The 24791-nt window shown below is 62.5% G+C and carries 23 protein-coding genes and 1 tRNA gene; 10 read left to right on the top strand and 14 right to left on the bottom strand.

The window, feature by feature from the left end; all coding sequences use genetic code 11:
- The 3 genes from IPQ13_15315 to IPQ13_15305 all read left to right on the top strand — a co-directional run bounded on the left by IPQ13_15315 (window position 1) and on the right by IPQ13_15305 (window position 3350).
- The gene (locus IPQ13_15315; GenBank protein MBL0212260.1) at window positions 1-543 is read left to right on the top strand and encodes a hypothetical protein; all 543 of its coding nucleotides are present in this window, start codon (window positions 1-3) and stop codon (window positions 541-543) included.
- Complete coding sequence (locus IPQ13_15310) at window positions 540-2399, top strand: type IV secretion system DNA-binding domain-containing protein (protein ID MBL0212259.1); 1860 nt, start codon at window positions 540-542, stop codon at window positions 2397-2399. The genes IPQ13_15315 and IPQ13_15310 overlap by 4 nt, the downstream gene beginning before the upstream one ends.
- 252 nt (window positions 2400-2651) lie before the next feature.
- Window positions 2652-3350, top strand: a complete 699-nt coding sequence (locus IPQ13_15305; GenBank protein MBL0212258.1) for a hypothetical protein — start codon at window positions 2652-2654, stop codon at window positions 3348-3350.
- A gap of 187 nt (window positions 3351-3537) precedes the next feature.
- On the opposite strand, the gene IPQ13_15300 is transcribed toward IPQ13_15305, so the two are convergent.
- Genes IPQ13_15300 through IPQ13_15285 form a run of 4 tightly spaced genes read right to left on the bottom strand, consistent with a single transcriptional unit; the run spans window position 3538 to window position 6520 of the window.
- Window positions 3538-4074, bottom strand: coding sequence for a nuclear transport factor 2 family protein (locus tag IPQ13_15300; GenBank protein MBL0212257.1), 537 nt, complete (start codon window positions 4072-4074; stop codon window positions 3538-3540).
- 32 nt (window positions 4075-4106) lie between these two features.
- Window positions 4107-5123 carry a radical SAM protein gene (locus IPQ13_15295; protein MBL0212256.1) on the bottom strand — a complete coding sequence of 339 codons (1017 nt, stop codon included), beginning with the start codon at window positions 5121-5123 and terminating at the stop codon, window positions 4107-4109.
- Entirely contained in the window at window positions 5120-5416 is a 297-nt protein-coding gene (locus tag IPQ13_15290) for a PqqD family protein (protein MBL0212255.1), read from the bottom strand. Before IPQ13_15290 ends, IPQ13_15295 begins: the two co-directional genes overlap by 4 nt.
- Window positions 5417-5443: 27 nt before the next feature.
- On the bottom strand, window positions 5444-6520 hold the full coding sequence (locus IPQ13_15285) for a radical SAM protein (GenBank protein MBL0212254.1): 1077 nt from the start codon (window positions 6518-6520) through the stop codon (window positions 5444-5446).
- Window positions 6521-6657: 137 nt separating this feature from the next.
- Here IPQ13_15285 and IPQ13_15280 point away from each other — a divergent pair, with 137 nt between their 5' ends.
- A complete protein-coding gene (locus IPQ13_15280) occupies window positions 6658-7296 on the top strand; it encodes an SOS response-associated peptidase (GenBank protein ID MBL0212253.1) in 639 nt (212 codons plus the stop codon).
- A gap of 236 nt (window positions 7297-7532) precedes the next feature.
- Here IPQ13_15280 and IPQ13_15275 read toward each other — a convergent pair.
- The 3 genes from IPQ13_15275 to IPQ13_15265 all read right to left on the bottom strand — a co-directional run bounded on the left by IPQ13_15275 (window position 7533) and on the right by IPQ13_15265 (window position 9432).
- Window positions 7533-7609, bottom strand: a tRNA-Lys gene (locus IPQ13_15275).
- Between the two features lie 58 nt (window positions 7610-7667).
- The gene (gene trpS / locus IPQ13_15270; GenBank protein ID MBL0212252.1) at window positions 7668-8657 is read right to left on the bottom strand and encodes a tryptophan--tRNA ligase; all 990 of its coding nucleotides are present in this window, start codon (window positions 8655-8657) and stop codon (window positions 7668-7670) included.
- A 1-nt stretch (window position 8658) separates the two neighbouring features.
- Window positions 8659-9432, bottom strand: a complete 774-nt coding sequence (locus tag IPQ13_15265; protein MBL0212251.1) for a site-2 protease family protein — start codon at window positions 9430-9432, stop codon at window positions 8659-8661.
- Window positions 9433-9650: 218 nt separating this feature from the next.
- Here IPQ13_15265 and IPQ13_15260 point away from each other — a divergent pair, with 218 nt between their 5' ends.
- Complete coding sequence (locus IPQ13_15260) at window positions 9651-11258, top strand: aldehyde dehydrogenase family protein (protein MBL0212250.1); 1608 nt, start codon at window positions 9651-9653, stop codon at window positions 11256-11258.
- Between the two features lie 40 nt (window positions 11259-11298).
- On the opposite strand, the gene IPQ13_15255 is transcribed toward IPQ13_15260, so the two are convergent.
- Complete coding sequence (locus IPQ13_15255; GenBank protein MBL0212249.1) at window positions 11299-11724, bottom strand: SRPBCC family protein; 426 nt, start codon at window positions 11722-11724, stop codon at window positions 11299-11301.
- Window positions 11725-11904: 180 nt separating this feature from the next.
- Here IPQ13_15255 and IPQ13_15250 point away from each other — a divergent pair, with 180 nt between their 5' ends.
- Window positions 11905-12795 carry a 3-hydroxybutyryl-CoA dehydrogenase gene (locus tag IPQ13_15250; GenBank protein ID MBL0212248.1) on the top strand — a complete coding sequence of 297 codons (891 nt, stop codon included), beginning with the start codon at window positions 11905-11907 and terminating at the stop codon, window positions 12793-12795.
- Between the two features lie 252 nt (window positions 12796-13047).
- Complete coding sequence (locus tag IPQ13_15245; GenBank protein ID MBL0212247.1) at window positions 13048-14397, top strand: cytochrome-c peroxidase; 1350 nt, start codon at window positions 13048-13050, stop codon at window positions 14395-14397.
- A 63-nt stretch (window positions 14398-14460) separates the two neighbouring features.
- On the opposite strand, the gene IPQ13_15240 is transcribed toward IPQ13_15245, so the two are convergent.
- Together IPQ13_15240 and IPQ13_15235 are read right to left on the bottom strand one after the other, a co-directional pair.
- The gene (locus IPQ13_15240; GenBank protein ID MBL0212246.1) at window positions 14461-16728 is read right to left on the bottom strand and encodes a penicillin acylase family protein; all 2268 of its coding nucleotides are present in this window, start codon (window positions 16726-16728) and stop codon (window positions 14461-14463) included.
- A gap of 49 nt (window positions 16729-16777) precedes the next feature.
- Window positions 16778-17404 carry an arylesterase gene (locus IPQ13_15235; GenBank protein MBL0212245.1) on the bottom strand — a complete coding sequence of 209 codons (627 nt, stop codon included), beginning with the start codon at window positions 17402-17404 and terminating at the stop codon, window positions 16778-16780.
- A 62-nt stretch (window positions 17405-17466) separates the two neighbouring features.
- Between IPQ13_15235 and IPQ13_15230 the strand changes: the two genes are divergently transcribed.
- The 3 genes from IPQ13_15230 to IPQ13_15220 all read left to right on the top strand — a co-directional run bounded on the left by IPQ13_15230 (window position 17467) and on the right by IPQ13_15220 (window position 21137).
- Window positions 17467-18138 carry an ABC transporter ATP-binding protein gene (locus IPQ13_15230; protein ID MBL0212244.1) on the top strand — a complete coding sequence of 224 codons (672 nt, stop codon included), beginning with the start codon at window positions 17467-17469 and terminating at the stop codon, window positions 18136-18138.
- Window positions 18135-20708: an FtsX-like permease family protein gene (locus IPQ13_15225; protein MBL0212243.1), complete on the top strand. Its 2574-nt coding sequence runs from the start codon at window positions 18135-18137 to the stop codon at window positions 20706-20708. Before IPQ13_15230 ends, IPQ13_15225 begins: the two co-directional genes overlap by 4 nt.
- A 114-nt stretch (window positions 20709-20822) precedes the next feature.
- Complete coding sequence (locus IPQ13_15220) at window positions 20823-21137, top strand: (2Fe-2S)-binding protein (GenBank protein ID MBL0212242.1); 315 nt, start codon at window positions 20823-20825, stop codon at window positions 21135-21137.
- A 108-nt stretch (window positions 21138-21245) separates the two neighbouring features.
- On the opposite strand, the gene IPQ13_15215 is transcribed toward IPQ13_15220, so the two are convergent.
- The 4 genes from IPQ13_15215 to IPQ13_15200 form a co-directional block, all read right to left on the bottom strand.
- The gene (locus IPQ13_15215; protein MBL0212241.1) at window positions 21246-21989 is read right to left on the bottom strand and encodes a hypothetical protein; all 744 of its coding nucleotides are present in this window, start codon (window positions 21987-21989) and stop codon (window positions 21246-21248) included.
- Between the two features lie 36 nt (window positions 21990-22025).
- Window positions 22026-23144 (bottom strand): DUF4388 domain-containing protein, encoded by a 1119-nt coding sequence (locus IPQ13_15210; GenBank protein ID MBL0212240.1) that lies wholly within the window; start codon window positions 23142-23144, stop codon window positions 22026-22028.
- Between the two features lie 99 nt (window positions 23145-23243).
- On the bottom strand, window positions 23244-24221 hold the full coding sequence (gene yvcK / locus IPQ13_15205) for a uridine diphosphate-N-acetylglucosamine-binding protein YvcK (GenBank protein MBL0212239.1): 978 nt from the start codon (window positions 24219-24221) through the stop codon (window positions 23244-23246).
- Window positions 24222-24227: 6 nt separating this feature from the next.
- A complete protein-coding gene (locus IPQ13_15200) occupies window positions 24228-24743 on the bottom strand; it encodes a hypothetical protein (protein ID MBL0212238.1) in 516 nt (171 codons plus the stop codon).
- Window positions 24744-24791: the final 48 nt, after the last annotated feature.

Raw genomic sequence — 24791 nt, 5'->3', positions numbered from 1 at the left:
ATGGCGCAGATTGGCATTGGACTGGTTGCAGTTGTACCGACGCTCGGCGGGAGTTTGAAAGCCGCTGGGAAAGAAACCCTGATGGACGCCGGGAGCGCAGCAAAGGATTTGGGCCAGGACTCTATTGAGGCCGGACAAGTCACCTCTAAACATGCACTCCGAGGGGCTCGACACATGGGTGAGGCCGCCGTAGGCGCAGTTGGCGACGGGATACGGACCTTTGGGACAGTTGGGTTGAGTGTTCTTCCCCGCCCTGCACGGCATACCGTGTTGGCCATAAAAGAGGCCGCCCGAACCACCCTGGCCACTTCCAAGGACCTGCTGTGCCTGGACCTGAAGGGGGCCGTCATGAGTGTGGCCGAAGGCACCCTCAGAACCGGTACAGCCGTCACTCGTTCAATTCTCCCTATCACTGAACTACCTGCTGTCCTTCGCGTGCCCATCAAGGCAGCCGAAATGCTCCCCATCATTGGGCTGGGAGTCAAAGTCGCACACCTCGCCGCGAAAGTAATCCATGGCATCGGAAAGGAAATAGAGCGATGACGCCTGATCCTGTACGCCAAACTGGGTTGAAGATCGCCACCTTTTTGCTCAAACATGGCAGCGAATTGAAGCCATGGGTTGGGGTAGCCATGTTGCTCGCACTGGCTCTGACAACCCTGATTCTGCTTCGTCACACGTCGTGGGGCCGAGGGCTTGCTTATTCTCGCCCTTCGTTATTCCGGGGTCTCCACTACCCCTTCATTGCGCCGCTGCTAACGGTCCTAATCGGATTCCTCATCGCCTTTTGCACTCCCTACTACGTGGATGGGATGGAAAGATACCGGCCAACCAGCTGGCCTCCTCTTCAGAACATCGCCATTGGGACCTCCCTGAATTGGGTTGCACTGGGTGGAGCGATGGTGATCCTGGGCGCCCTGTTGCTGGTGTTGAGATCCAATCACGTTTCATTACCCAAGACCCAGCGAAGCTCCGCCCGATGGGCCAAGTGGGGGGATATCTCACCAGTTCCAGGTTGGCGGTGGACAATCCCTATCTCAGTCCACTTCCGGGGTTCATTCGAAGCCTGGCGCACGGGCGGTGGACAAACACTATTCACGGTCCGTGAATCAGATGTTGCCCGCCACATCCTCCTGGTAGGGCAGACAGGCTCCGGAAAGGGGTTCACCGTTTTCGGTCCGATCATCGAGAGCTCACGTACACCCATTGTTTATCAAGACGTGAAGGGCCAGTGCCCAGGTATCGACCGCGTGAAGGCGCGTCTTGGTGTAAATCCTATCCGCTGGGGGTGCGCCGCGCAGGGAGGGTGGGCCTCCATGAATTGGAACGCGATGGAAGAATGCCGACGCGACACGGCTCCATCGGCGTCATTCAATGCTTTGGCAGCTGCACTCATCCCAGGACGAGGCGATGAGGATTGGGTCGCCCAGCTTTCGAGGCCGATTCTGTCCTGGGTTATGGAGCGTGGACAATCCCACTCCTTGGCCAATTTACAGGATGCCTTGGTGAACAAGGGCGTCGATTCCGTCCTCGACACGGCAGAAGTCCCCCAAGGATTGGTGCTGGCCCTTCAGGGAAAGAATGTTCGCGAATACATTGGGACCACGCTCTTCGCCTCTCTGGCTTGCTTTGGCAGCGGATGGGGCCGCGAGGTGACATCCAGCCACGACTTCACCTTGGCCGATGTTTGCTCACAAGGGGCCTACGTTTTATCTGCCGAACCAGAACGGAATCTGAGGGCGCCGCTCACTGTGTTCTGGCGTCTCCTTTTGCGGAGGCTTCAGCGCAGCTCAGAGAAAATTCCACTCACACTGCTTTTCGATGAGGCTTTGGCTGCTGGCAGAATTCCTGATGTTCAGGACCTTCTGATGACGATCCGTGACCGGGATGTCAGCGTGATTTTTGGGACCCAACATCTCTCTGGTTTGCGTCAGGTTTATGGCCGGGAAGAGGGTGACTCACTCATTTCCTCCTTCGCTTCAAGAATCTGGTTGCTGAGCGCATTGGACCATCGCGACCGTAAGGAGCTAATCGAGGAACTTGGTACGCGGATCATCATCGAGAAACACGGGAGCGGCTCGAATAGACAGGATGTTCCCATTGAAGTGCCTCTTCTCGCACGGGCAGATCTCAATCGCAGAGCAAATCAAAGTGGTGTGTTTTGGGCCGTGATCGAGAGCCCTTCCTCTGAAGGAAACCCGATCATTTGTCGGATGCAGGGAGGCCCCACGGACCTGATCCAACGGCCTCCTATTGGAGCTACCGAGAACCATCCCGACCTATACTCACCGCGCCCCACAACGCCGCCACTTATCACACAAGGGGAGCCTCCAATTCAAGTCATCCAGGCTTTGGAAGCACTCCATGACGATGAGCACGAAATAGACCCGTGGGACTGATGACCATGGTTCATAGCTAAAGTGAGTTCCTAGACTCTCTCTTGATTTCGAATAGTGCGGAGACCGCAGGTCCCACTCGAAGGCTCTGGGCTTCTCCGAGCCTTCGTGTCGGGCACTGCCTACGGACCTCTTCCCGCGCCACGGCGGTTCTACCCGCTCTCTACCCGCTACCCGGTTCGTTCCCGGTCCGGCCCTTGGGAGCGGGGTTCCTCGGCGATTCGTGCCCCAACACGGAGGCACGGAGAAGCCAAAATGAGCCTTGAGACGACCCCTCTTCTGATCACTGACAATTTCGAATCCAAGCGAAAGCAGGCACACGCCACCGTTGCCGAAACCCTGGCCCTTTACGGCCCCGAGGCCCTGTCTGACCAGCAGATCGTTGAAACAATGCTCACCCGCCCACGTCCGGGGCGTGCTGAAGAGATCCTGTCCCATTCCGGCACCATCGCTGGGTTGGCGGCCATGGGTGCAGCCGAACTTAAAGGCTTGGGTTTATCTCGATCCGAGATCGCAAGGTTCGCCGTCCTACCGGAAGTTCAGCGCCGCTCAACGCGCAATATGATCCGCCCTCGGATCTCTTCCCCACGTTCGGCTGGAGACTACCTGTTGCCCAAGGTACAGGGATGGACCGAGGAACGATTCGGAATCCTAGCCCTCAACGCGAAGGGCGACCTTCTTGCCGACCGTGTACTTGCGCATGGCACGGCCACGGCCTGCCTGATCAGCCCGAGGGAGTTTTTCAGGGAAGCTCTAAGATTAGGGGCCTGTTCGGCCCTTGCCTGGCACAACCATCCGTCCGGAGATCCTTCCCCATCTCGGGAAGATATCCAACTCACCAAACGCCTGAGGGCGGCCGGTGAAAGTCTGGGTGTCCCCCTCGCCGACCACATCGTCCTGGGTAGCAGCGCCTGGCACAGTTTCCGGGCAGCAGAGGGGTGGGATCAATGCTGAAATGAGGCGGTTCGTTTCACGCCCCAATTGCCGCGCTACAAAAAGCAACTGGAAGGTCAGGGCGTAGGTCTCACCCTAATTTGCTTGGTGGAATTTCCCACTGGGATCTCTTTTTGGGGATCACCAGGGGCCGATATTCAGCCTTCATCTGGTCCGGGTTTTAGTTATCGGCCAATCTTCATTGCCATTAGACAACGGGCCAAGCGGCGAGGGCGAGACGCCCGATGTCCTCGACACTGAGGCCTTCCAACCGCAGATCCTTAGTGGCCTCGGGTTGAGGAGAAACGACCACCTTTAGCGCAGAGATCTTGCCGTCTTTGAACTGAAAACTGTGGCTACCGGAGACCCGGAAACCCCGGCCATCCTGCGTACCAATCGTGGTCGTCCAGCCAGCTACGATCTTGCTTTCCATCGTCTTTCTGCGATCGACCTCGGTGGCCACAACACCCAAGGCAGCGGCTTGGTCCGCCCTCTTGCCTGTTGCTTTTAATCGCACGGGCATACCGCTCGCGAGAAGTCGGTTCTTATACAAAGTATGGATCGCCATTCGACCACGGAAGATGCCAGTAATCGGGGGAGATCCGGCGAATTCAAAAACACCATCCTCGTCCCACATACCTACCAACTGCTCAACAGAGCTAGGGTCGCCCGCTCTTAGATCCTTGATTGCTTGGAAGTAGTCATCAACCAACTTCTCGTTCGCTTTCTTTTCAGCCTCAGTCATGGCAATCCTCCTTTTAGATTGAGACACGCATACTACAACCAACAGCGGGAGTCCGCCGCCAAGTAATCACCTGTATTTGCATAGGCGACGGCGCGACACCCGCCGCAGCGACTGACAACGGAACATTGAGAACACTTCCTATCGAAGCGCGCTCTATCGTGTAAGTTATTAATAATAGGTGAATTAAGCCATATTTCACGAAACGACCCGTCTCGGATATTGCCTACTGGGACAGGAAGGAGGACACATGGCAATATCGTGCCGTTGGCGGTAAGACAACCTTGCCCTATGCCAGCTTGGCAGCCGATGAATCCGGGTAGTTCTGCTAAATCTGAATCAACGAGTATCTGTTGAGCGAGGTGTGAAACGATATCGAGGCGACCCTGAAACGCAGAACGCAGCGCAATACACTGTGCGACCACGGTATGCCACTCGTCCTTTGACAGGTCCAGTTGGCTTGTCCCTCTGCCAGTCGGAACGAAGCGAGATAAGTTCAGACGAGCGACTGGTAGCGTAGCTACGAATTTCGTGAAACGTTCTAGGTGAAGATGATTAAGTTTGTTGATTGTGCAGCACACATGGACTCGCAATCCAGCTTCAGAGGCTTGTCGAATTGTCTTCACTGCGGTTTGGAACAGGCCCGGCCAGCGGCGTAGTGTGTCATGTTGATCTTCCAATCCGTCCAGACTTACTTGAAAACGGTTGATGCCTGAGTCACCCAACTTGCGAGCTTGCACAGGGGAAAGTTTCCCTCCGTTCGAACCAACACCGGCGCTCAAACCGCAGAGACGGATGTGCTGCAGCACCTCAAAGATGTCACCACGGAGAAGAGGTTCACCGCCCGATACAGCGAGATCGACGACGCCCCAGTCCGACATTTCATCGACCACGCGGCAAATTTCACGAGTGGATAGTTCATCTGGGGAGCGCATGCTCGAGCTGGATGAGCAATGAAGACAACTTGCATTGCAGGTGTCTGTAGCGAGCCAGACCATGTGAAATGGGATCCGGACAAGAAATCCTTCTGAGTAAGAGACAGGCATAGTCATGTTTCGCGCTCATAAATTTGGAGGATTCCTCGGTCGACGAGTTTGCCAAAGAAGGAAAGTAGCGCGACCCGCACCTCTTCCGGGGGGATATCGAAAGCAGAAGCCAAGCCGGTCGCGATCTCTCCGGCCGTTTTCAGTCCATCACACAATTCAATTGCGAGGAACCCGGTTGGGGGCACGAGGTGCAGTTCATCTGTGTGCGGGTTATATACAAGCTTTCCGGATTCTTGGTCGCGCACTACACAACAGCTAGAACGAACTAAAATATCACTGGGATTAATCATGTGCTCCATCCCTCCACTTTCCATTCCTTGCACGCGTCATATCGGCAATCCTTCGCCATCGATGAGCTGCGGAAGGGGACTCGAGTCTTCGGGTTTCACCCAGCAATGCGGGTCCCCTGCTAGGGGATCACCATGGCTATAGGCGTAAGCGACCGCCCGGCAACCCCCGCAGCTCTCCAAATATTCGCAATCTCCACAGTTACCTTTGAAATGACCTTTGCGCTCTCGAAACTGAGCGGCCAAGGAAGAGCCACACCACATTTCAGAGAACGTGGACTTCAGGAAGCTACCCATTGGTGTGGGTAAGAAGACACAAGGAGTCATCACACCATCGGGCAAAATGCGGGCAACGAGGCGTCCAGCCCCGCAGCCGAGATAATCTCGGCGGTCTTTTTCCGGAACTAACATCCCAACGCGGCAATCATGCCAGATGATCTGGATTTGACCCTCGAAGTATTCGCGTAGGTGAATCCACTGTGTAAGCAGGTCGCGCAGCATGGGCGGTGAAAGTGCTAGATCAACGTTGCCCCGTCCGGCAGGCACGTATTCTGATAGGTTGACTGCGTCAGCGCCCAGAGAAAGGGCGAGCTGAATCACTCTAGGTCCGTCCTGCCAATTGAGCCGCATTGGTGTGAATCCAATTACGACACGAACATTGTGCTCAACCAGGAGCCGGATCGCGTTAATCGCGCGGTCAAAGAGACCTGGAAACTCGCGGATGCGATCGTGGACTTCGGCTTTGTCGCTATCGAGACTAACGGTGACGCTCTTGATTCCGAGGTCTCGCAACTGTTCCGCTGTTTCGGAGGTGACTGTCGAGCCATTCGTCCCGACATTTACACCTAGTCCGCGGACGACTGCGCGTTTCACTAGGAGCGGCCAGTCCTTTCGGAGCATCGGCTCTCCACCAGAGAAGGCCAACATAAGCAGTCCTGCATCAGCCAGTTGGTCGACGACACCAAGGGCCTCAACTGTGGTTAACTCAGCCGCCGCGCAGACTTCAGGACCGGAATTCGAGTAACAGTGAATGCAGTGGGCATTACATTGGTGAGTGATTTCCCAGGCGATGTAGAGAGGGGCTTTGAAAGTTGTGAGCTGACGGCTGAGCGCCATTAGAGACTCCCTTCTGGTCGGAATACACAAGAGACACTATCCGCTGAGGTCTCCAGGGCAAGTGGTTTCTTAGTCGAGGTAACGCCTAACGTTTGAAGCTATCCTTCTGCGTGTGCGGGCGCCTACTCCAAGTAGCGATGAAGCAGAAGGCGGACCATGAGGCCCGCCTGATCCTCGACGGCGAATATCGGGACCGCTATAACTTGGCTCCAACCCAAGAGGCCGTGACGATTCACCGGGCGGATGTGATTTTGGCTGCTTCCATACGGCGATGGGGACTGATCCCATCCTGGGCCAAGGATCCGAGCATTGGGACTAAGTTGGTCAATGCACGGGCCGAGACGGTCACGACCAAACCCAGTTTCCGCGCTTCCTTCAAGCGGTCTAGGATCGTGGTTCCAGTGAGTGGCTTCTATGAATGGGCCGTGATTGGTGGCCGAAAACGGGCCTTTTGCATCTTGCCCGCCGATGATGATCTATGGATGCTCGCGGGCTTGTCAGAATCCTGGCAGGGGCCTGACGGCCTGGTGGAATCGTTCACCATAATCACGACTGAGGCCAATGCTGCGATGGCTGGGCTGCACGACCGAATGCCGGTGATCCTAGGACCTGGGACCTGGCAATCCTGGTTGAACCCGGAGGCAGAAACCGATGGCCTTCAGGTCCTCCTAAAACCCTGCCCCGATAGTTGGCTCAAGATTTTCGAGGTCGGCCCCACCGTGGGCAACGTACGGAACGATGGACCTGAATTGATCCGCCCCTTGAGACCTAGCTGAACCCTCGGTTGACCCACTCGTCCAACTAAAGGAGCGGTAGAGATGCAAGTAAGCTTGCTGGCGAACCGCCTAGGTGGTGGCCTGGGGTTTTAGGTCCGTGGAGATGCCCCGACCTGTTCTTGATACTGCCAATATTTGTGAAACCATGACCCCGAAGTGAAAGAGGCCTATGCATGCCAGACGCAGGATGAAACAAATAGGCCCACTTTGTGAGTGGGCCTAAGTGTTTGGTTCTTTGGTGGTTCCTCAGGGACTCGAACCCTGGACCCGCTGATTAAGAGTCAGCTGCTCTAACCAACTGAGCTAAGGAACCGACGCTCCAGTGTAGCAATGGGGGGAATATCCGCAAGGTGAAGATTCATCCTGGGGGGTCACAGACTGGGCAACTGCATGGCTTCGCGCACTTCGGCCATGGTGGCCTGGGCCACCAGGCGGGCCTTGGCGCTGCCGATGCGCAGGACATCGCGCAGGTGGTCCTTGCGGGAGAGGTGATCCTCGATCTTTTCGCGGACCGGGGCGATCCGCCGGATCATGGCCTCGGCCACTTTTTTCTTGCAGTCGAAGCAGCCGATGCCGGCGCGCCGGCATTCGGTGTTGACCATCTGGACCGTTTCATCGTCGCTGAAGAGCTTATGGAATTCGAAGACCGGGCAGACCTCCGGATTGCCTGGATCCGTGCGCTTCACCCGGGCGGGATCGCTGGCCATCTGGCGGGTACATTTCTCCAGGATCTCCGCATCGGTGTCCCGCAGGTAGATGCAGTTGGCGTAGCTCTTGGACATCTTGCGGCCATCGAGGCCCGGCACCTTGGGGGTCTGGGTGAGCACGGCGGCGGGCTCTGGGAAGACCTCCTTGCGGTACATGAAGTTGAAGCGGCGCAGCACCTCCCGCGCCAGCTCGATGTGGAAGAGCTGATCCTCGCCCACGGGCACCTTGTCGGCCTTGTAGAGGATGATGTCCGCCGCCATGAGCAGGGGATAACCCAGAAACCCGTAGCTGCTGAGATCGGCCACGGAATTCTGCAATTTCTCCTTGTAGGTCGGTACGCGCTCCAACCAGGAGAGGGGCGTGATCATGCTCAACAGCAGGTGCAGTTCCGCGTGCTCCTTCACCTGGCTTTGGATGAAGATCGTCGCCTTATCCGGATCCAGCCCTGTGGCCAGGAAGCAGGCGGTGAGCTCTTCGGTGGCGGGCCAGATCTCTTCTACGGCTTCGTACTTCGACGTGAGCGCGTGCCAGTCCACGATCATATAGAAGGCTTCATTGCCGTGCTGGAGCTTTTCGAAATTGTCGAGCGCGCCGACCAGGTGGCCGATGTGCTGGGAGCCGGAAGGCTGGATTCCGGAAAGGACTCGCTGCATTTCAAACTCCGAGGAAGAACCGGGCCGTAGGATTCAGATAGAAGGTTTCGGCCAGGAAGAAGAGCGGCCCCAGGATGATGCCGATGAACCCGAACAGGAACATCACCAGGAGGGCGATGGAGATGGCGGGCTGGGCCCGATCATACTTGGCCAGCCACTCCACAGGCAGGAACCCGCGGATGATGTTGGAGCCGTCCAGGGGACCGACCGGCAGCAGGTTGAAGAGGGCCAAGGCCACGTTGATGATCACGAGGCGGCCCAGGAGGGTCAGGCCGAACACCTGGAGGTTGCTGAGGCTGCCGCCGGTGAAGGCATCCACGGGCAGGAACATGGCTGCCTGAAAAATTTTCATCCGCTCTGCCTCGACCGCGCCGGGGAGGTTCCGGATGAGGATCGCGAGAATCGGGATGAAGATGAGGGACTGCAATAAGTTGGACAGAGGCCCGGCGGCCGCGACTGCGGCCATGCCCACCCTGGCCCGCATGTGGCGCGTCAGGTTCCTGGGGTCGACAGGGACAGGCTTGGCCCAGCCCAGCACCCGCCAGCCCGTGAGCATTCCCAACAGCGGAAGGATGAGGGTGCCGAGAAGGTCCATGTGCGCGATTGGATTCAAGGTCATCCGGCCCATCCGCTTGGCGGTATCGTCCCCCAGGTAGTAGGCCATGGTGGCGTGGGAAGCCTCGTGGACGCTCAGGGCAAAGAGCAGCGCCACGTAGGTGACAAGGACCGTAGGCAGTGAAAATGTTTCGGACAATCTGGCTCCAGATAATGTCATTGCTCCGGATCAGGGAGGAACCCTGATGCCGGACCGGATCACGAAGGTTTCAGAGATGGGCTGGCCTTCCTGGAAGCGGCGCACCTGCGCTCTCCCTTAGACATCCAGACTAACCCGTGGAAGGGCGGTTCTCCAATCCTATGAGGGAGTCCTGGAACCATTTCGGACAACTTGGGAAGGCCGCGTTATCCTTGAGGGTTTGATATGGAGCGACCCACATGATTCTCAAACCCAACGCCCCCGAAGCTGCCCACGCCGGGAAAACGATCCAGGGCTTCAACTACATCAATGGCAAGGAGGTCGAGGGGGTCGGCCACATCGAATCCCGCTCCGCCGTGGATGACCGCGATCTCGTGGGTGTCTTCCCGGACAGCGGCGAACAGGATGTGGAAAATGCCGCCAAGGCGGCCGCGAAGGCCTTCAAGACCTGGTCCGCGACCCCATCCCCGATCCGCGGCGCGGTGATCCAGCGCATCGGCCAAATCCTCGCCGACCAGAAGGACAAACTGGCCCACGTCATCACCCGCGAGATCGGCAAGACCCCGCGGGAAGCCGCGGGCGAAGTGCAGGAGGCCATCGACACCTGCACCTTTTTCACCTCCGAAGGCCGCCGGCTGTACGGCCAGACCGTGCCCTCCGAGATGGCTCACAAGGAGCTCTACACCTACCGCCGGCCCATCGGCGTGTGCGGCATCCTGGCCGCCAACAACTTCCCCATGGCCGTGCCCTCCTGGAAGATCATCCCCGCGATCCTCTGCGGCAACACCGTGGTGTGGAAGCCCAGCGACGACGCGCCGACCATCGCCTACCTCTTCCTGAAAGCCATGCAGGACGCGGGCGTCCCCGAAGGCGTCGTGAACACCGTGAACGGCAAGGGCCGCGCGGGCTGCGGCAAACATTTCCTGGCGGGCATCGACAAGGGCTACTACCAGAAGTTCAGTTTCACGGGCTCAACCCAGGTGGGCCGCACCATCGGCGAAATGTGCGGGCGCAATCTGATGATCCCGAGCCTGGAGCTGGGCGGGAAGAATCCCATGATCATCATGCCGGACTGCGACATGGACAACGCCGTGCGCGGAGCGCTGTGGGGCGCCTTCGGCACCGCAGGCCAGCGCTGCACCAGCCTCGCCAACATCATCGTGCACGAGGCCTGCGCAGTTGAATTCAAGCAGGCTTTCATGGACGGGCTCGCCAAACTGGAGATCGGCAACCCCATCACGCACCCTGAAGTGACCTACGGTCCCATGATCAACGCGCGCTTCGCCAAGGGCTTCGAGGAGCACTGGGCGGAGGGCGCCAAGGACAAGGGCGCCAAGCGCTTGAGCGGCGGCGCGCAATGGACCGACGCCAACCGCACCGCGGTCGTGAAGGGCGACATCAGCCACGGCATCTACATGCAGCCCACCGTGTGGGACGACGTCACCGCCGATATGTGGTTGTTCCAGAACGAGGTCTTTGGACCCACGGTCAACATCTCCACGGTGAAGGACTTCGACCAGGCCATGGACTACGCCAACGGCACGCCCTACGGCCTGTCCAGCTCGCTCTACACCGAGAACCGCCACTGGGTGGAGCGCTTCAAGCGCGAGATCAAGGCGGGCATGAGCTCCATCAACAACACCACATCAGGCGCCGAGGCCCACATGCCCTTCGGCGGCAACGGCTGGAGCGGCAACGGCACCCGCGAAAGCGGCATCTGGGTCATCGACTCCTACACCAAGTGGCACGCCGTGAACGACGACGCCAGCGGCAAGCTGCAGCTCGCGCAGATCGAAACCAACTATGGTGCTGCTGCCGCGGAACCGACGGATTGGGCCTCGCTCTGATCGGCTTCCCGGTCTAGCGCTGGCGGCTGGCTCCAGCGTTTCAGCGGCCTTCGGGCCGCTCGGCCAGCCGCGCCAGTTTCCGCATGGAGGCCGGAAGGTCCGTCCGGAACGCCGGTCCCAACCTGCGTGCCCAGATCCAGGCGAGAAGGCCTTCCACCTCGATGCGGTGGGTCAGGCGGGCGCCCATGCCGGTCGGTTCCATCGAGTGGTGGAACCGCAGCCGGGCGAAGGGCAGCCCTATGAGGTCGGAGAAGGACCGCCCTTCCACCATCTCGGTGATGGTGAAGGCTGCGGCCCGGCCGCCCACCGGCTTCAGTTCGCCGTGGTTGCCCGCCTTGAATCCACCATCCAGCCTGGCCCATTCGGTCCCGCCATCCCACTCCGGGTAGCGAGCCACGTCCGCCCATAGCGCCCAGATGTTTTCGGGTGTGGCCGTCGTTTCAAGGGTGTGCTGCGCGATGATCATGGGGTCTCCACCTTAGGAGCCGTTACGAAACAACCAATGCTTTTCTGGTTGTTGAGTTACGGATCCTTATGTCGTGCCATTGGATGAAAGGACTGAGTTATTCCAGAACAACGACCCAGAGTTTCCCGCAATCCCGGGGCGGGGAGCTAAGCTGTTTTCATTCCGGAGGCCTCCATGGACATGAGCTCGGTCAACACGGTGGGCATCGTCGGATGCGGGCTCATGGGCGCAGGAATCGCGCAGATCGCGGCCGAAGCGGGTTTCAGCGTGGTGGTGAAAGAGGTCGACCAGCCTGCTCTGGACCGCGGCCTGGTCCGCATCCAGAACCAGTGGGACCGGGCCGTGCTGAAGGGCAAGCGCAGCCAGCAGGAGGCCGATGTCTTCAGCGCGAAGCTCCAGGGCACGCTGCAATGGAGCGCCCTGGGCGATTGCGAACTGGTCATCGAGGCGGTGCCTGAAATCCTGTCCCTGAAACTGAAGATGTTCGCCGAGCTGGACCGCGTCATGGCCCCTTCCACCCTGCTCTGCTCGAACACCTCATCCATCTCCATCACCGAGCTGGCCGCCGCCCTGGGGCCCGATCGCCAGCCGTTCACGGCGGGGCTGCATTTCTTCAACCCCGTGCCCGCCATGCCGCTGGTGGAGATCATCCGGACCGTGCTCAGCTCCGCCGACACGGTGGAAGCGCTCCAGGACTTCGTCCGGAGGGTGGGCAAGACCCCGGTGCTGGCGCCGGATGCGCCGGGCTTCATCGTCAACCGCCTGCTGGTGCCCTTCCTGTTGGACGCCATCCGCTCCCGCGAGCAGCATCTCGCGAGCACCGCCGACATCGACGCGGGCATGAAATTGGGCTGCGGCCACCCCATGGGCCCGCTGCATCTGTCGGACTTCATCGGGCTGGACACCATCGCGAATGTGGCGGATGTGATGTTCGACGCCCTGGGAGAGCCTCGCTTCAAGGCGCCTTCGCTGCTCAAACAGCTCGTGGCGGCGGGGCGCCTGGGACGCAAGAGCGGCTCGGGCTTCTACCGCTGGGAAGGCGAGCAGCGCATGGAGCCCGCCTCGTTGTAGGCCTTTTCGCGGGCATCCGCGGCCCCCCGGCGCGACGCCAGGACGCTTCAGCCAGCCAGGACGCCTCCTCGCAACGAAGTTCCGCCTGCTCGGATGGCCTGCGCCGCAGGTGGAGCGTTGCATCCGGCGCCACCCTGGGCAAATGTCCGGTTCTGGTTGAGAATGATGCATCTCCCCCCATTCGGCCCCAGGCAAACCAACCGCTACGCCGGTTCCAGGCGCCCTTCCATCCCCACGCTTGAGCGAGGACTCATGAAGACATCCCTACTGCTGCCTACACTGCTTTCCGTGGTCCTGTTGTCGGCCTGCGGCGGCCGCCAGGAAGACCGCGCCTCCGAAGATGGGCTGCTCCGCTCCAAGCTGGAGAAGGCCGGGGTCCGGGCCCTCCAGACGCCCGCCCAGGCTCCGCAAAAAGTCGCTTTGGGGAAGGCCCTGATGTTCGACAAGATCCTGAGCGGCAACATGGACATCTCCTGCGCCACTTGCCATCACCCGGCCGCGCACACCGCGGACGCGCTCAGCGTCTCCATCGGCACCGGCGGCGCCGGGCTGGGGGCGAACCGGGAAAATGGACCCGGCCGGAATTTCATTCCCCGTAATGCGCCCGAGGTGTTCAACCGCGGCGCCGGCGATTTCAACGTCCTCTTCTGGGATGGCCGGGTCAGCGGCACCGCCCAAACCGGTTTGACCACGCCGGCGGGCCCAAAGCTTCTGCCGGGACTGGAAAATGCGCTGGCAGCCCAGGCGATGTTCCCGGTCACTTCCCGCGACGAGATGCGGGGCAGCGCGGGAGAGACCCGGGTGGACGGCCAGCCCAACGAACTGGCGGCCCTGGCCGACAGCGATTTCTCCGGGATCTGGAATGGCCTGATGGCGCGTCTGATGGCCATACCGGAATATGTCCGGCTGTTCTCGGCCGCCTATCCGGCTGTGCCCCAAGCCCAGTGGGGATTCCAACATGCCTCCAACGCCATCGGAGCCTTCGAAGCCAGCGTCTGGGCGATGGCGGATAGCCCGTTCGACCGCTATGTGGCCGGGGATTCCACCACCCTCTCCGCGGCCCAAAAACGCGGCGCGGCGTTGTTCTATGGGAAAGCGCTCTGTTCCGAATGCCACTCGGGCCCCTCGATGACCGACCTGAAATTCCACAACCTCGCGATGCCCCAGGTCGGCCCCGGCAAGGGGGCGGAATCCCCCCTGGACTTTGGCCGGGGGCGCGAAACGGGCCTGGCCCCGGACCGTTTCAAATTCCGCACTCCCCCATTGCGGAACGTCGCCCTGACCGGTCCCTGGACCCACGCCGGAGGGTATGCCTCCCTCAAAGCCGTGGTCAGGCATCATCTCAATCCAAGGCAGTCGCTCCAGACCTACGATCCGAATCAACTGCCCTCCCGCTTCGCCAGCCAGGTGCGCAACCAGGACATCATCCAGGCAGGGGTGTTCAACACCTTGGATCCCATCGTGGCGGCGCCGCTGGCCCTTTCGGAGGCGGAAGTCGGCGACCTGGTGGAGTTCCTCCACTCCCTGACGGATCCCGGCGCGCTCGACCAGAGCGGAGAAGTCCCGTCCTCGGTTCCCAGCGGCCTGCCCGTGCCGGACTGATCACCATTCTTGAACCCATCGTTTCCCGCGGCATGGCAGCGGGAGAACCATCGGGCTGGGGGCTCAATTCGGGAACACGAGCCCGCTGCCGCGTTCCGCCTGCTTGAGCCGGGTCGCCTGGCCGGCAGGATCGCCCTCGCGCCAGTGTTTCAGTTGGTCGTGGCGGTGGCTGGAACCCAGGTGGCCGCTCACGCCCAGTGGAACCACCAGCGTGGTGGCGTCGGCATCCCCCCAATCCACGATCAGGCGCATGCTTTGGCCGAATCCCGGCTTGGCGACGCGGACGCTGTGGTTCGCGCCTTTCTGGCCGACCCGGGGCGGATTGTAGGCCCAGCCCAGCACGCCGCCCGCCCGGCCCAGGGGATTCTGGATGGCCAGGCGGTTGGATTCCCCCCAGGTCCTGGGGCCCGCCTCCAGCTGCTTCCTGACGAGACGGGCGGCTTCTAAAAGGGCTTCTTGCTTGTCGCCAAGGCCTACGCGGGTCCAGGCATCCTGATCCGCTTTCAGGGCTTCCCGCAGCAGGGCATCGTCGGTGTCCGAACTGAAATTGTCCGCGTCCCACCCGGTGCCCCGCAGCAGGCGGCTCAGCAACTGGGCCCGGAAATGCTTCTTCAGCAGATCGGCCTCCAGGAATTTTCTGGACCCCGCCTCCGCCAAGCCATCCCATCCCTGGAATTCGGACCGCCAGCCCGCGTCCAGGGCTGGCGTTGCCAGATTCATGAATTCACGGTGTTCAGGCGAGGCGATGTCCAGCTGGATGCGCTCCGCGCATTGATGATCCAGCCTGCCCGCGGCTTCGATCAGCTCTGCGATGCGCTTGGCCCTGACGGGGCTCGCCCAGCGCGTGGCGACCGGATACGGAAAACCGCTGCCCAGTATCCTTTGGTTGGCGGTCACCAGGTAGCCCCTGGCCGGATCCAGCACCCGGGGCATTTCCGCCTGGCTCACGAAGCCCTGCCAATCGTTGCTGGGGTCGTTGCCGTCCACCGGTAGGGAACCATCGTCGCCCTTCTTCCGAAGGGGCACGAGACCAGTCGCGCGGTAGCCGATGTGGCCCTCCGCGTCGGCATAGACGATGTTCTGCGCGGGACCCAGGAACCCATCGCAGGCGGCGTTGAAGCTGTCCCAATCCGTGGCGCGGATCAGCTTCGTGACGGGCATCCGCAGATTCGCGGGATCCAGGGCGGTCCATTTCAGGCTGTAGCCCGGCCGCACCTGCGGCCCGTGGGCGCCCAAGGGCACCCGCAACCGCTCGGCCGCCCGGCCTTTGACGGGGATGTCCTCGATGCGCTCACCCTTCGGAGCTTCCCGGTAGAGATCCTGGACGTCGGTGCCCAGATTCGTGAATCCCCAGGCGATGGCCTGGTTGCGGCCCAGGGTGATGCCCGGCAGGAAGGGCAGCGCCACGCCCTCTGCGTGCCGCTCGCCGATTTCGATGCGCAGGGGCAGCCAGATGCCGGGACTCGAAAGCCCCAGGTGGGGATCGTTCCCGAGGATCGGCTTCCCGCTCGCGGTGCGGCTCCCGCTCACCACCCAGGCATTGGAGCCGATGGAGGGATCGCGTTCTCCGGCGGATGGGCTGAGGCCGAGCCCATCCCTGGGCAATCCGGGCAGCTTCGCGGATTTGAACAGCGGCTGGGCCTGGAAGAGCAGCTCCGCATCCAGGCGCGGCGCTTCCACGTCCGGAATGATGAGTTGGTCCCAATCCGTCGCCACGGGCTGGATCGCGCGCCGCTGGGGTTCAGGCAGGACTTTCAAGGCTTCGTTGCGCAGCTCCGTCTTCCAGGTGCTGGAGAGATCCTCGTGCATCAGCAGCAGGCCCTTCAGGCAATCCGCGGGGGTCCAGGGCCGGGGCTTGATGCCGAGCAACTGGAATTCAAGTCCCCACCGGCCGGGATGGCTTTGGATGAAGGCGTTGACCCCGTCTGAAAAGGCCTCCAAGGCGTCCCGTTCGTCTTCGGGCAATTGGGGCGAAGCCGCATCGGCCGTCTGGTGGAAGCCATAGACCCGGTGGATCCGGTCCACCGGCAAGGCCGAGGGGCCGAAGATTTCGGCCAGCAGCCCGTCGGCGGTGCGACGCTGCAATTCCATCTGGAACAGGCGTTCCCGGGCCGACAGATAGCCCTGCACGCGGAAGGCGTCCTGGAAGGATCCAGCCTTGATGGTCGCGACTCCCCGCGCATCGAACACCACCTGGACGCGGTTGGCGAGGCCATGGATCACGGGAACCGCGCTATCCGGGAGCTGGCGCTGGATGGTCCACCAGGCCCAGAGGGCTCCAAGCCCCAAGGCCACACCCAGGATCAGCACGATCCGCTTCAACCACTTCATGAAGGCTCCAGTTCCACCCATTACGATTGCTTTGGTGCAGTGTAGCTCTTCAGCGTGGACCGGAGAGCATCGGCCCCAACTTCTTCCAGAGGTGGTCCGCCACCCGGCGCGCTCCCTCGGCGTTGGGATGGATGCCATCCGGTTGGTTCAATCCCGGTTCCATGGCCACACCCTCGAGCAGGAAAGGCACCAGCGGCACGCGGAATTCCGCCGCCAGGCGCGGATAGATGGCCGCGAAGCGGGCCTGGGCCCGGGGACCGAAATTATCCGGCAGGCGGATGCCCGCCAGGAGCACGCGGGAGCCTTCCCTGCGGGCCCGCTGGAGGATCCCCCGCAGGTTCTGTTCGGTCTGGACGGCGGGAAGTCCGCGCAGGCCGTCGTTTGCCCCCAAGGCCACCACCAGCACATCCACCTTCTGCCTGTAGATCCAGTCGAGCCTGGCCAATCCACCGGCGGTGGTGTCGCCGGAGACACCCGCGTTCACGACCTTCCAGGGCCTCCGTTCCGCCCGGAGGCGGGCTTCGATCAGGGACGGAAAGGACTGTTCCAGCGGCAATCCCAGCCCCGCCGTCAGGCTGTCGCCCAGGAACACGACCGTGCGGCGGGTTTCGGATGGAGCCGTGGCATGTCCCGCGCAGGTGGGCAGGAACAGCAGGATGGACAGCCAATGGCGCATAGGAAAAGATTCTCACGGCTAGGGTCCAGGATTCACGTGGTCTGTTCCGGTACGCTGGGTTCATGATCGAACTGCGCGCGGTGTCGCGGATATTTGAATCCCCCTCGGGTGAATCCCTCACGGTTCTGGAAAACCTGTCCTGCTCCTTCGAGGCCGGCCTTTCGGTGGCCATCGAGGGCCCTTCCGGCAGCGGCAAGAGCACCCTGCTGGGCCTGCTGGCGGGCCTGGACCAGCCCACTTCCGGCGAGGTCAACGTCGCGGGCCACCGGCTGGGAACCCTCGGCGAAGCGGGCCTGTCGCGTTTCCGGGCCCGGAACCTGGGATTCGTGTTCCAGGCCTTCCACCTGCTCCAGCATTTTTCGGCACTGCAAAACGTCGTCATCGCCGCGGAGATCGCGGGGCTTGGCTCTCCCATAAAATCCGCGCAGGAGGCCCTCGCCCGGGTGGGGCTGGAACACCGCATGGCGCACCTGCCCGGCCAGCTCAGCGGCGGCGAATGCCAGCGGGTGGCCATCGCGCGGGCCGTCGTGGCCCGGCCCAAGATCCTGCTTTGCGATGAACCCACCGGCAGCCTGGACCGCGTGAACGCCTCAAAGGTGTTCGAGCTGCTGCTGGCCTTGCATCAGGACCTGGGCACCACGCTGGTGCTCGTGACCCACGATCCCCACCTGGCGGACCGCCTGGATCGCCAAGTCTTCCTGGAGGGCGGGCGCTTCGGGAACGGCGCGGCATGACGGCTGGTTTCCTTCTTCGCATGGTGGGCCGGGAACTGGACCGCCAGAAGGGAAGGCTGCTGCTCATCGCGCTTTGCCTGTCCCTGGGCTTCGCAGCCTTTGCGGCCACGTACGGGTTCTCGGCGCGGGTGCTGGGCGCCATCCACTCCGAGAGCCGGGCCATCCTCGGCGGCGATGCGGCCCTGAATGCCACCGGCCTGGTGCCCGAAGGCTTGGAAGCCAAGGTCCGGGCCCTTCCTGAGGTGGACCGCGCCTGCCTGGTCTATGATTTCGCGACCATGGCCACGGTGGAGGGCTCCCCGCCCAAACTCGTGGAAGTGCGCGCGGCGGGCCCCGGGTATCCGCTGGCGGGAGCGCTGGACATCACCGGCGGCCCTGCCGGCGATGCCGGGGGCCGCCCGGCCTTGGACCACGGCGTGTTCGTGGAAGGGATTCTCGCGGAGAACTTCCATTTGTCGGTGGCGGGACCTCCATCTACGGAAATCCAACCGCGCGCCTCCCTGCGGATCGGCACCAGCGACCTGCCCGTACGGGGCATCGTGGCCAGGGATGAATCCCGCCAGGCCTCGGCCTTCACGCTCGGGCCGCGGGTGCACATGGAACTGGAAACAGCTCGGTCCCTGGGTCTCATGACCCAGCGCTCGCGGATGACAGGACGCCTGCTGGTGACCCTCAAGCCCGGCGCCGGGCTCGGAAGCCTCCTGCCAAAGCTGCGGACCCTTGCAGGAAATGCTGGTCCGATGGTGCGGGCCCAGAGCCATGAGGAGGCCAGCGGGGCCCTGGCGCGCCCCATCCGCAACCTCAATCGGTTCATCCAGCAGTTGGGCCTGTTCACGCTGCTGCTGGCGCTCCTGGGCGCCTGGGCCATCCTCGCGGCCTTTCTCGATGGCCGGCGGCGCGACGCGGCCATTCTGCGCTGCCTCGGCGCTCCGCCCAACGCGCCGGTGCTGATCTACAGCGGACTCACCCTGATCCTGCTGGGCGCGGCCCTGGCTCTCGGTTTCACCGCGGGCTCGGCGGCCGCGGCGTTCATCCCCAGGATCCTCGGCGACATCATCCCCGCAGCGGCGAAGAACGCCCCGGCTCAATGGCCCCCGTTGACCGAGACCTTGGCGGCCGCGGCGATGGTGCTGCTGCCTTCCCTTCCGCCCCTCCTGCGCCTGGGAAAGGTCAGGCCCCTGGAGCTGCTGCGGGAATCCACCGTCCAGAGAGGGGACCGCGCCGCGACCTGGCTTTGCAGTGGCTCGGCCCTGCTGGTGGCGGCCTGGCTGGTGTTGCGCAACGCCCCGAGCCTGAAGGCCGGCTTCGCCACCCTGGCGGGCCTGGCCCTGCTCTTCGCGCTGCTCATGGGGGCCACGCGCCTGATGCTCTGGCTCTATGGCCGCTTCGCCCCGCGCATGCCCCTCGCCATGAAGCTCGGCTTCGCGCAGCTGGGCGCCAAGCCGGCCCTCACCTCGCTCATGATGGCGGTGATGGGACTGGCCATCTTCCTCACGCTCGCCACGTCTTTCATCAAGGACGACCTGGTGGGCCCGATCCTGAAACAGCGCGGCGCGGGCAACCGCCCTAATCTTTTTTTCATCGATGTCCAGCCGGACCAGAGCGAGGCCTTGCGAACCCGGCTCAAGCGCCTTTCCGGACGCGAGCCCTTGGTGGCGCCCCTGGTGCGGGCGCGCCTCAAGGCGATCAACGGCCGCCCTGTCCGCGAAGCGCCCGGGGCGGTGGAAGGCAACGAGGAGCAAACCCGCCGCGAGGGCTTCCGCACCCGAGAGCAGAACCTCACCTACCGCGCGGTGCTGGAGGAAGGCGAAACCCTCGTCGCCGGGCGCTTCTGGAGCGATCCCAGGGCGCCCCTCGCGGAAATCTCCCTGGAGGAATTCTTCGCGCAAAGCATCCAGGCCAGGCTCGGCGATGAACTCGCCTTCGATGTGCAGGGCCAGGAAATCCGCGGCAAGGTCACCTCCTTGCGCAAGGTGGTGTGGCAGACCATGCGTCCCAATTTCTTCATCGTCCTGCACCCTTCCTTGCTGAGCGGGGCGCCGCGCCTGGATCTGGTGGCCCTCGAAGCCGAAAGCGAGGACACCCGCGCCCGCATCCAGACGGAGGTGGCGCAGGCCTTCCCCAACATCACGGTCATCGACATCTCCGAAGTGGCCCGCAAGGTGGGCCGGATCCTGGACCTGATCTCGACCGTGGCCCGCGCCCTCGCCACGCTCATGCTGGCCTCCAGCCTCCTGGTGCTGGCCGCGAGCCTGTTGGCGGGCCGCCTGGGCCGGCAGCGGGATCTGGCCCTGCTGCGCACCCTCGGCGCCACCCACGGCACCCTGCTGGGCAGCCTGCTCTGGGAATTCCTGCTGCTGGGGGCCAGCGCGGCCCTCATCGCCAGCGGCATGGCCCGGATCCTCTCGGACCTCTACGCGAAGAAAATCCTGGAACTGCCCGCCAACGCGGATCCATGGGCCGCGCCTGTGCTGCTGGCGGCGGCCGCCCTGCTCACGGCCGCGGTGGGCCTGCTGGGATCCTGGAGGAGCTTGAACGCGAAACCCCTGGATGCGCTGAGATCCGAGTGAACCCGGCTCCCCGCGCTGCCTCCCGAGGCGCCTGCTAACATGGAGCTCCGCCCGGTGCGGCCGCGGCCTTGAATGCTGTGCTGCCGCGCCGGGCGCCTTCTTGGCGGGACATCCATGTTCACGGTTTCATTCAAAGGCAAGACCGCAGGCGAGGTGCAGCTGGAGCGGGAGCTGAGCCTCCTGGCCATCGCGACCAAGGCCGAGGTGGACCTCCACCACCGCTGCGGCGGCCATGCGCGCTGCGGAACCTGCCTCGTCACCATCGAAGGCGGCGCTCAAAACCTCAGCGAGCCGCTCTCCGCTGAAAAGCGCATCCTCGCCATCCTCAAAGCCTCCCCGGACCAGCGCCTGGCCTGCCAGGCATGGGCCCAGGGCGACGTGAGCTGCTTAGTGGGAGAAGAGGGGAAGGATCTGCGGAGCGGGAAGTAGCGGAGCAAGAAGTCCCAAGTCTCAAGTCCAAAGTCTCAAGTAAATGCAGTAGCGGCCCCACTCGGGGCCGCTTTACTTGAGACTTGAGACTTGGGACTTCTTTTCGGCCTAGTCGATCAAGAATCCCACGCCCTGCCATACCCGCACGCGGGTCTTGCCTTCGCCGACGGTAGCGGGTTCGAACACCAGGCGCTTGGCGCCCTCCACGCAAGCCTCGTTGGCCTTGTCCACCCACTCGCCAGTGCCCGGCAGGCCCTGCAGCAGTTTGGTGGCCAGCACTTCGCCGCTCTCATTGACGAGCACGTTGACCACCACCACGCCGGTGTCCACCTTCTTCGCCTTGGGACGCACCTGGTTCAGGTTGATGGGCCGGGCGGGATTCACGTCTGGGGTGATGGGAAGCAGGGCGCCTTCCCCCTGCTTTCCGGCCAGCTTGGCGTTGGCGGCGAGCAGGTCTGCTCTGAGTTTCGCGTTCTCTTCCTGCGCGGCCTTGAGGGCTTCGCGGCCCCGCTGGAGGTCCATCAGGATGCTGTCGCCGCTTTGCTGGTTCTCCTTCAGGCTGCCCTTGATCTGCTCCAGTTCCTTGCGGACGGAGGCCGCTTCTTCCTTGGCCAGGTCCCGGCTCTTCTGGGCCGCGGCGAGGTCTTCCTGCTGCACCTGGGCTTCCCGGAGCTTCGCGGAGAGATCATCGCGCTCGGCGGTCAGTTTTTTCACCTGGGCCTGGAGGTTCGCCACAGCCTGGGAAGCTTTCGGAGCCTTGGTCCTGGGTTTCGATCTGGACTGGGGCGCGGACGCGGCGCACAGGGGCAGCGTGAGGGCCGCCAGCGCGAAGCAGGTCGTGGCAAGGCGCATGAATCCTCCCATTGGAAGCATCCAGCTTCTCATAATTCAATTATACGTCGCGGTCCGGGTCCCGGATGGCCCGGCATTGCTCACTTTCAGCACCCCACGGCGGATGAGTTTCGCGAAGATGGCCAGGCACTCTTCAGGAGGAAATGGGCTCCCGGCGATGACATCGCGGATGCTCCAGACCCCGTTCACGCGGGTGGCCAGGAAGGCCTCGCTGGATTCCAGGTGGGTCTGCATCAGTTCGTCCATGCTCAGGGCCAGCTCGAGCACTTGCTCCTGGTCCAGGTTCTGGTCTTCCAGCTTGTGCTGGACCATCTCCAGCATGCGGCTGGCTTCCTGGATCTTCGGGTCCACCTGCAGCAGGCGCCGGAGTTCACTCTGGGCCTCCTGGAGCTTCTCCTTTTCCATCAATCCCTTGGCCTTCATGAGCTGGGCGTGGGTGGCGTCATTCAGGTGCCCGCCCGGATCGATGGTCCGCAACATGCCGCGCTCGAGCATTTCGTGCAGATGCTTGCTGAGGATGAATTCCGACCTGCGGAGTTCCTGCATGAGCTGGGCGATGGTCTTGCGCTCGTCCAGGCGGAACAGCACATCGGCGTCTTCCGGCGAGAGCGGCAGCATATCGGCGATGACTTCCGAAACCGGCCCCAGCACTGCATCCTCGCCCTTGATGGTCTGGCGGATGACCTTCCATTCATCCATCCGGCGGGCGCCTTCCAGCACGATGCCCGTGACCTCCAGGCTGATGAGCATGGTCTTCTGGTCTGGCAGCCGGTTGTCGTGGAATTCGAAAGTCCCCACGCCCCAGAGAAAGGTGTCGTAGATGCTTTCTTCGGTCTTGGTCTGCACCATCCGGCGGATTTCCGCCTCGCTGATGAGGTTGCGGTTCACCAGGATCTTGCCGAGCACCTGGTTCTCATCCTCCTGGGCGGCCAGCGCTTCCGCGAGCTGCTGTTCGGTGATGCGGTTGGAGGCCAGCAGGAACTGGCCCAGGTAGTCCCTGGGATCCGAAGACCACACGGAGGTGACTTTGCCGTCGGCGAAGCTCACGCGCTTGGTGTGGGACGTGCCTTTGATTTCGAGGATTCCGGTCTTCTTCCCAACGGCCAGCCACTGGAAGATGTCTTCCAGGCCCATCGTGGCAAGTTCGCCCTTCAACCCCATTCAGCGGCACCCCATCCCAGATATCCAGTAGCTCAGGCAAGTATTTTACGCACAGATGAATAGGCTGGCCGTCCCGAGGGCAGAATTGGCCTGTTAATAATTTGTAATCATTTCCCGGACAGCCTTCAACACCTTCGACGGATGATGCCTCGCCGCGGACGCATCCAGGTCCAGCAAGGGTCTGGCGGTCACGGGAATGCCCGCGGTCTCCGGACCCGATGGCAGGATCGGAGCTCCGCCTTCCTCCCGGTAGCGGGCCATGACCTCGGGCGAAGGCAGGGAATCATTGACCAGCACCGCTGTGGGCCGCACGCCGCCGATGTCCAGGATCGCCCGGAGGTGGCCCTCCAAGTCCAACCCGCTGGTTTCGCCGGCTTCGGTCATCAAGTTGGCCACGTACAGGATCGGGGCGTTCGTCTGTTGGAGGGCGCGCCGCAATTCCGGAATCAACAGGTTCGGCAGGGTGGAGGTGTAGAGGCTTCCCGGCGCCAGGAGGATCAGGTCCGCCCGCAGAATGGCGAGCATCGCTTCCGGCAGCGGTTCCGGGGCTTCGGGCTCCAGCCAGATGGACCGGATGGGCGCCTTGGTTTCGTTGACGGCGGTTTCGCCGACATAGGAGCGGCCTTCGGCATCCGTGGCGCAAAGGGTCACAGGCACGGTGGTGGACGGAAAGAGCCGCCCCGCGGTCACCAGCACGCCGCTCAGCTCCCGGATGGCCTTCACCCAATCCCCGGTGATGTCCACCATGGCCAGCAGCATGAGGTTGCCCAGGCTGTGTCCCGCCAGGCTTCCTTCGCCTTTGAACCGGTAGCTCAACAGGTCGCTGAGGATGGATTCCTGCCGGGTGAGCGCCGACAGGCAATTGCGCAGATCCCCGGGCGGGATGCCGCCGAGTTCCTCCCGGAGCCGTCCCGAAGATCCTCCGTTGTCCGACACCGTGACGATGCCGGTGAGCTGCCAGGGCTGGTCCGGCCGCTCAGCTTCTGATTTCAGGGCCCTGAGCAGGGCAGCCAGCCCCGTCCCGCCCCCGAGGGTCACCACTCGAAGGGGCAGGTCCGGATGCAGCGCCATGAAGGGTCAGGAACGTTCGATGGCCGCGAAAGGAGCCATGTTGCGGACCGCGTCGAAATCCGTTTCCAGCCGGTAAAGGTGCAGCAGGTCGCCATTCAGCAGCATCGAACGGTTGAGCGCTTCAGCGGCGGCCTCCGCATCTCCGAGCTGCGCGTGGGCCGTCGCCTTCAGGAAGTGTAAAATTCCGCTGGTGGGCGCGGCCTTGATGGATTTTTCCAGCAGCGACAAGGCACCGGCAGAGTCCTTCTTGTTCAACAGCCATTGGGCTTCGCCCTCGGGCCCAGCCGCAGCCTTGGCGGCCTTGGTGGTCTTTTGTTCACACACCACGAGGTAATTGCGCAGAGTCCGCTGCAGGGCGATATTCCCCGTCTCCTTCGCTGGCCCCGCGAGGGCCTTGAAGATTTCCAGCGCCTCGGCGTAGTGCTTCGAACCCACCAGGCCGAGGGCCTTGGTGAGCTGGCTGTCGATAGCCTTGGGGAGCAAGGGTGTAGCTGTCGCGCTCGGTTGTTTCGCCTTAGCCATTCGAATCCTCGCAAGTGTTTCAGACCTGAATCATATCGCAGGGCCGCA

The sequence above is a fragment of the Holophagaceae bacterium genome (assembly GCA_016720465.1).
In the GTDB taxonomy this organism is placed as follows: Bacteria; Acidobacteriota; Holophagae; order Holophagales; family Holophagaceae; genus JANXPB01.
This window is presented reverse-complemented; position numbering and strand designations above follow the sequence as displayed.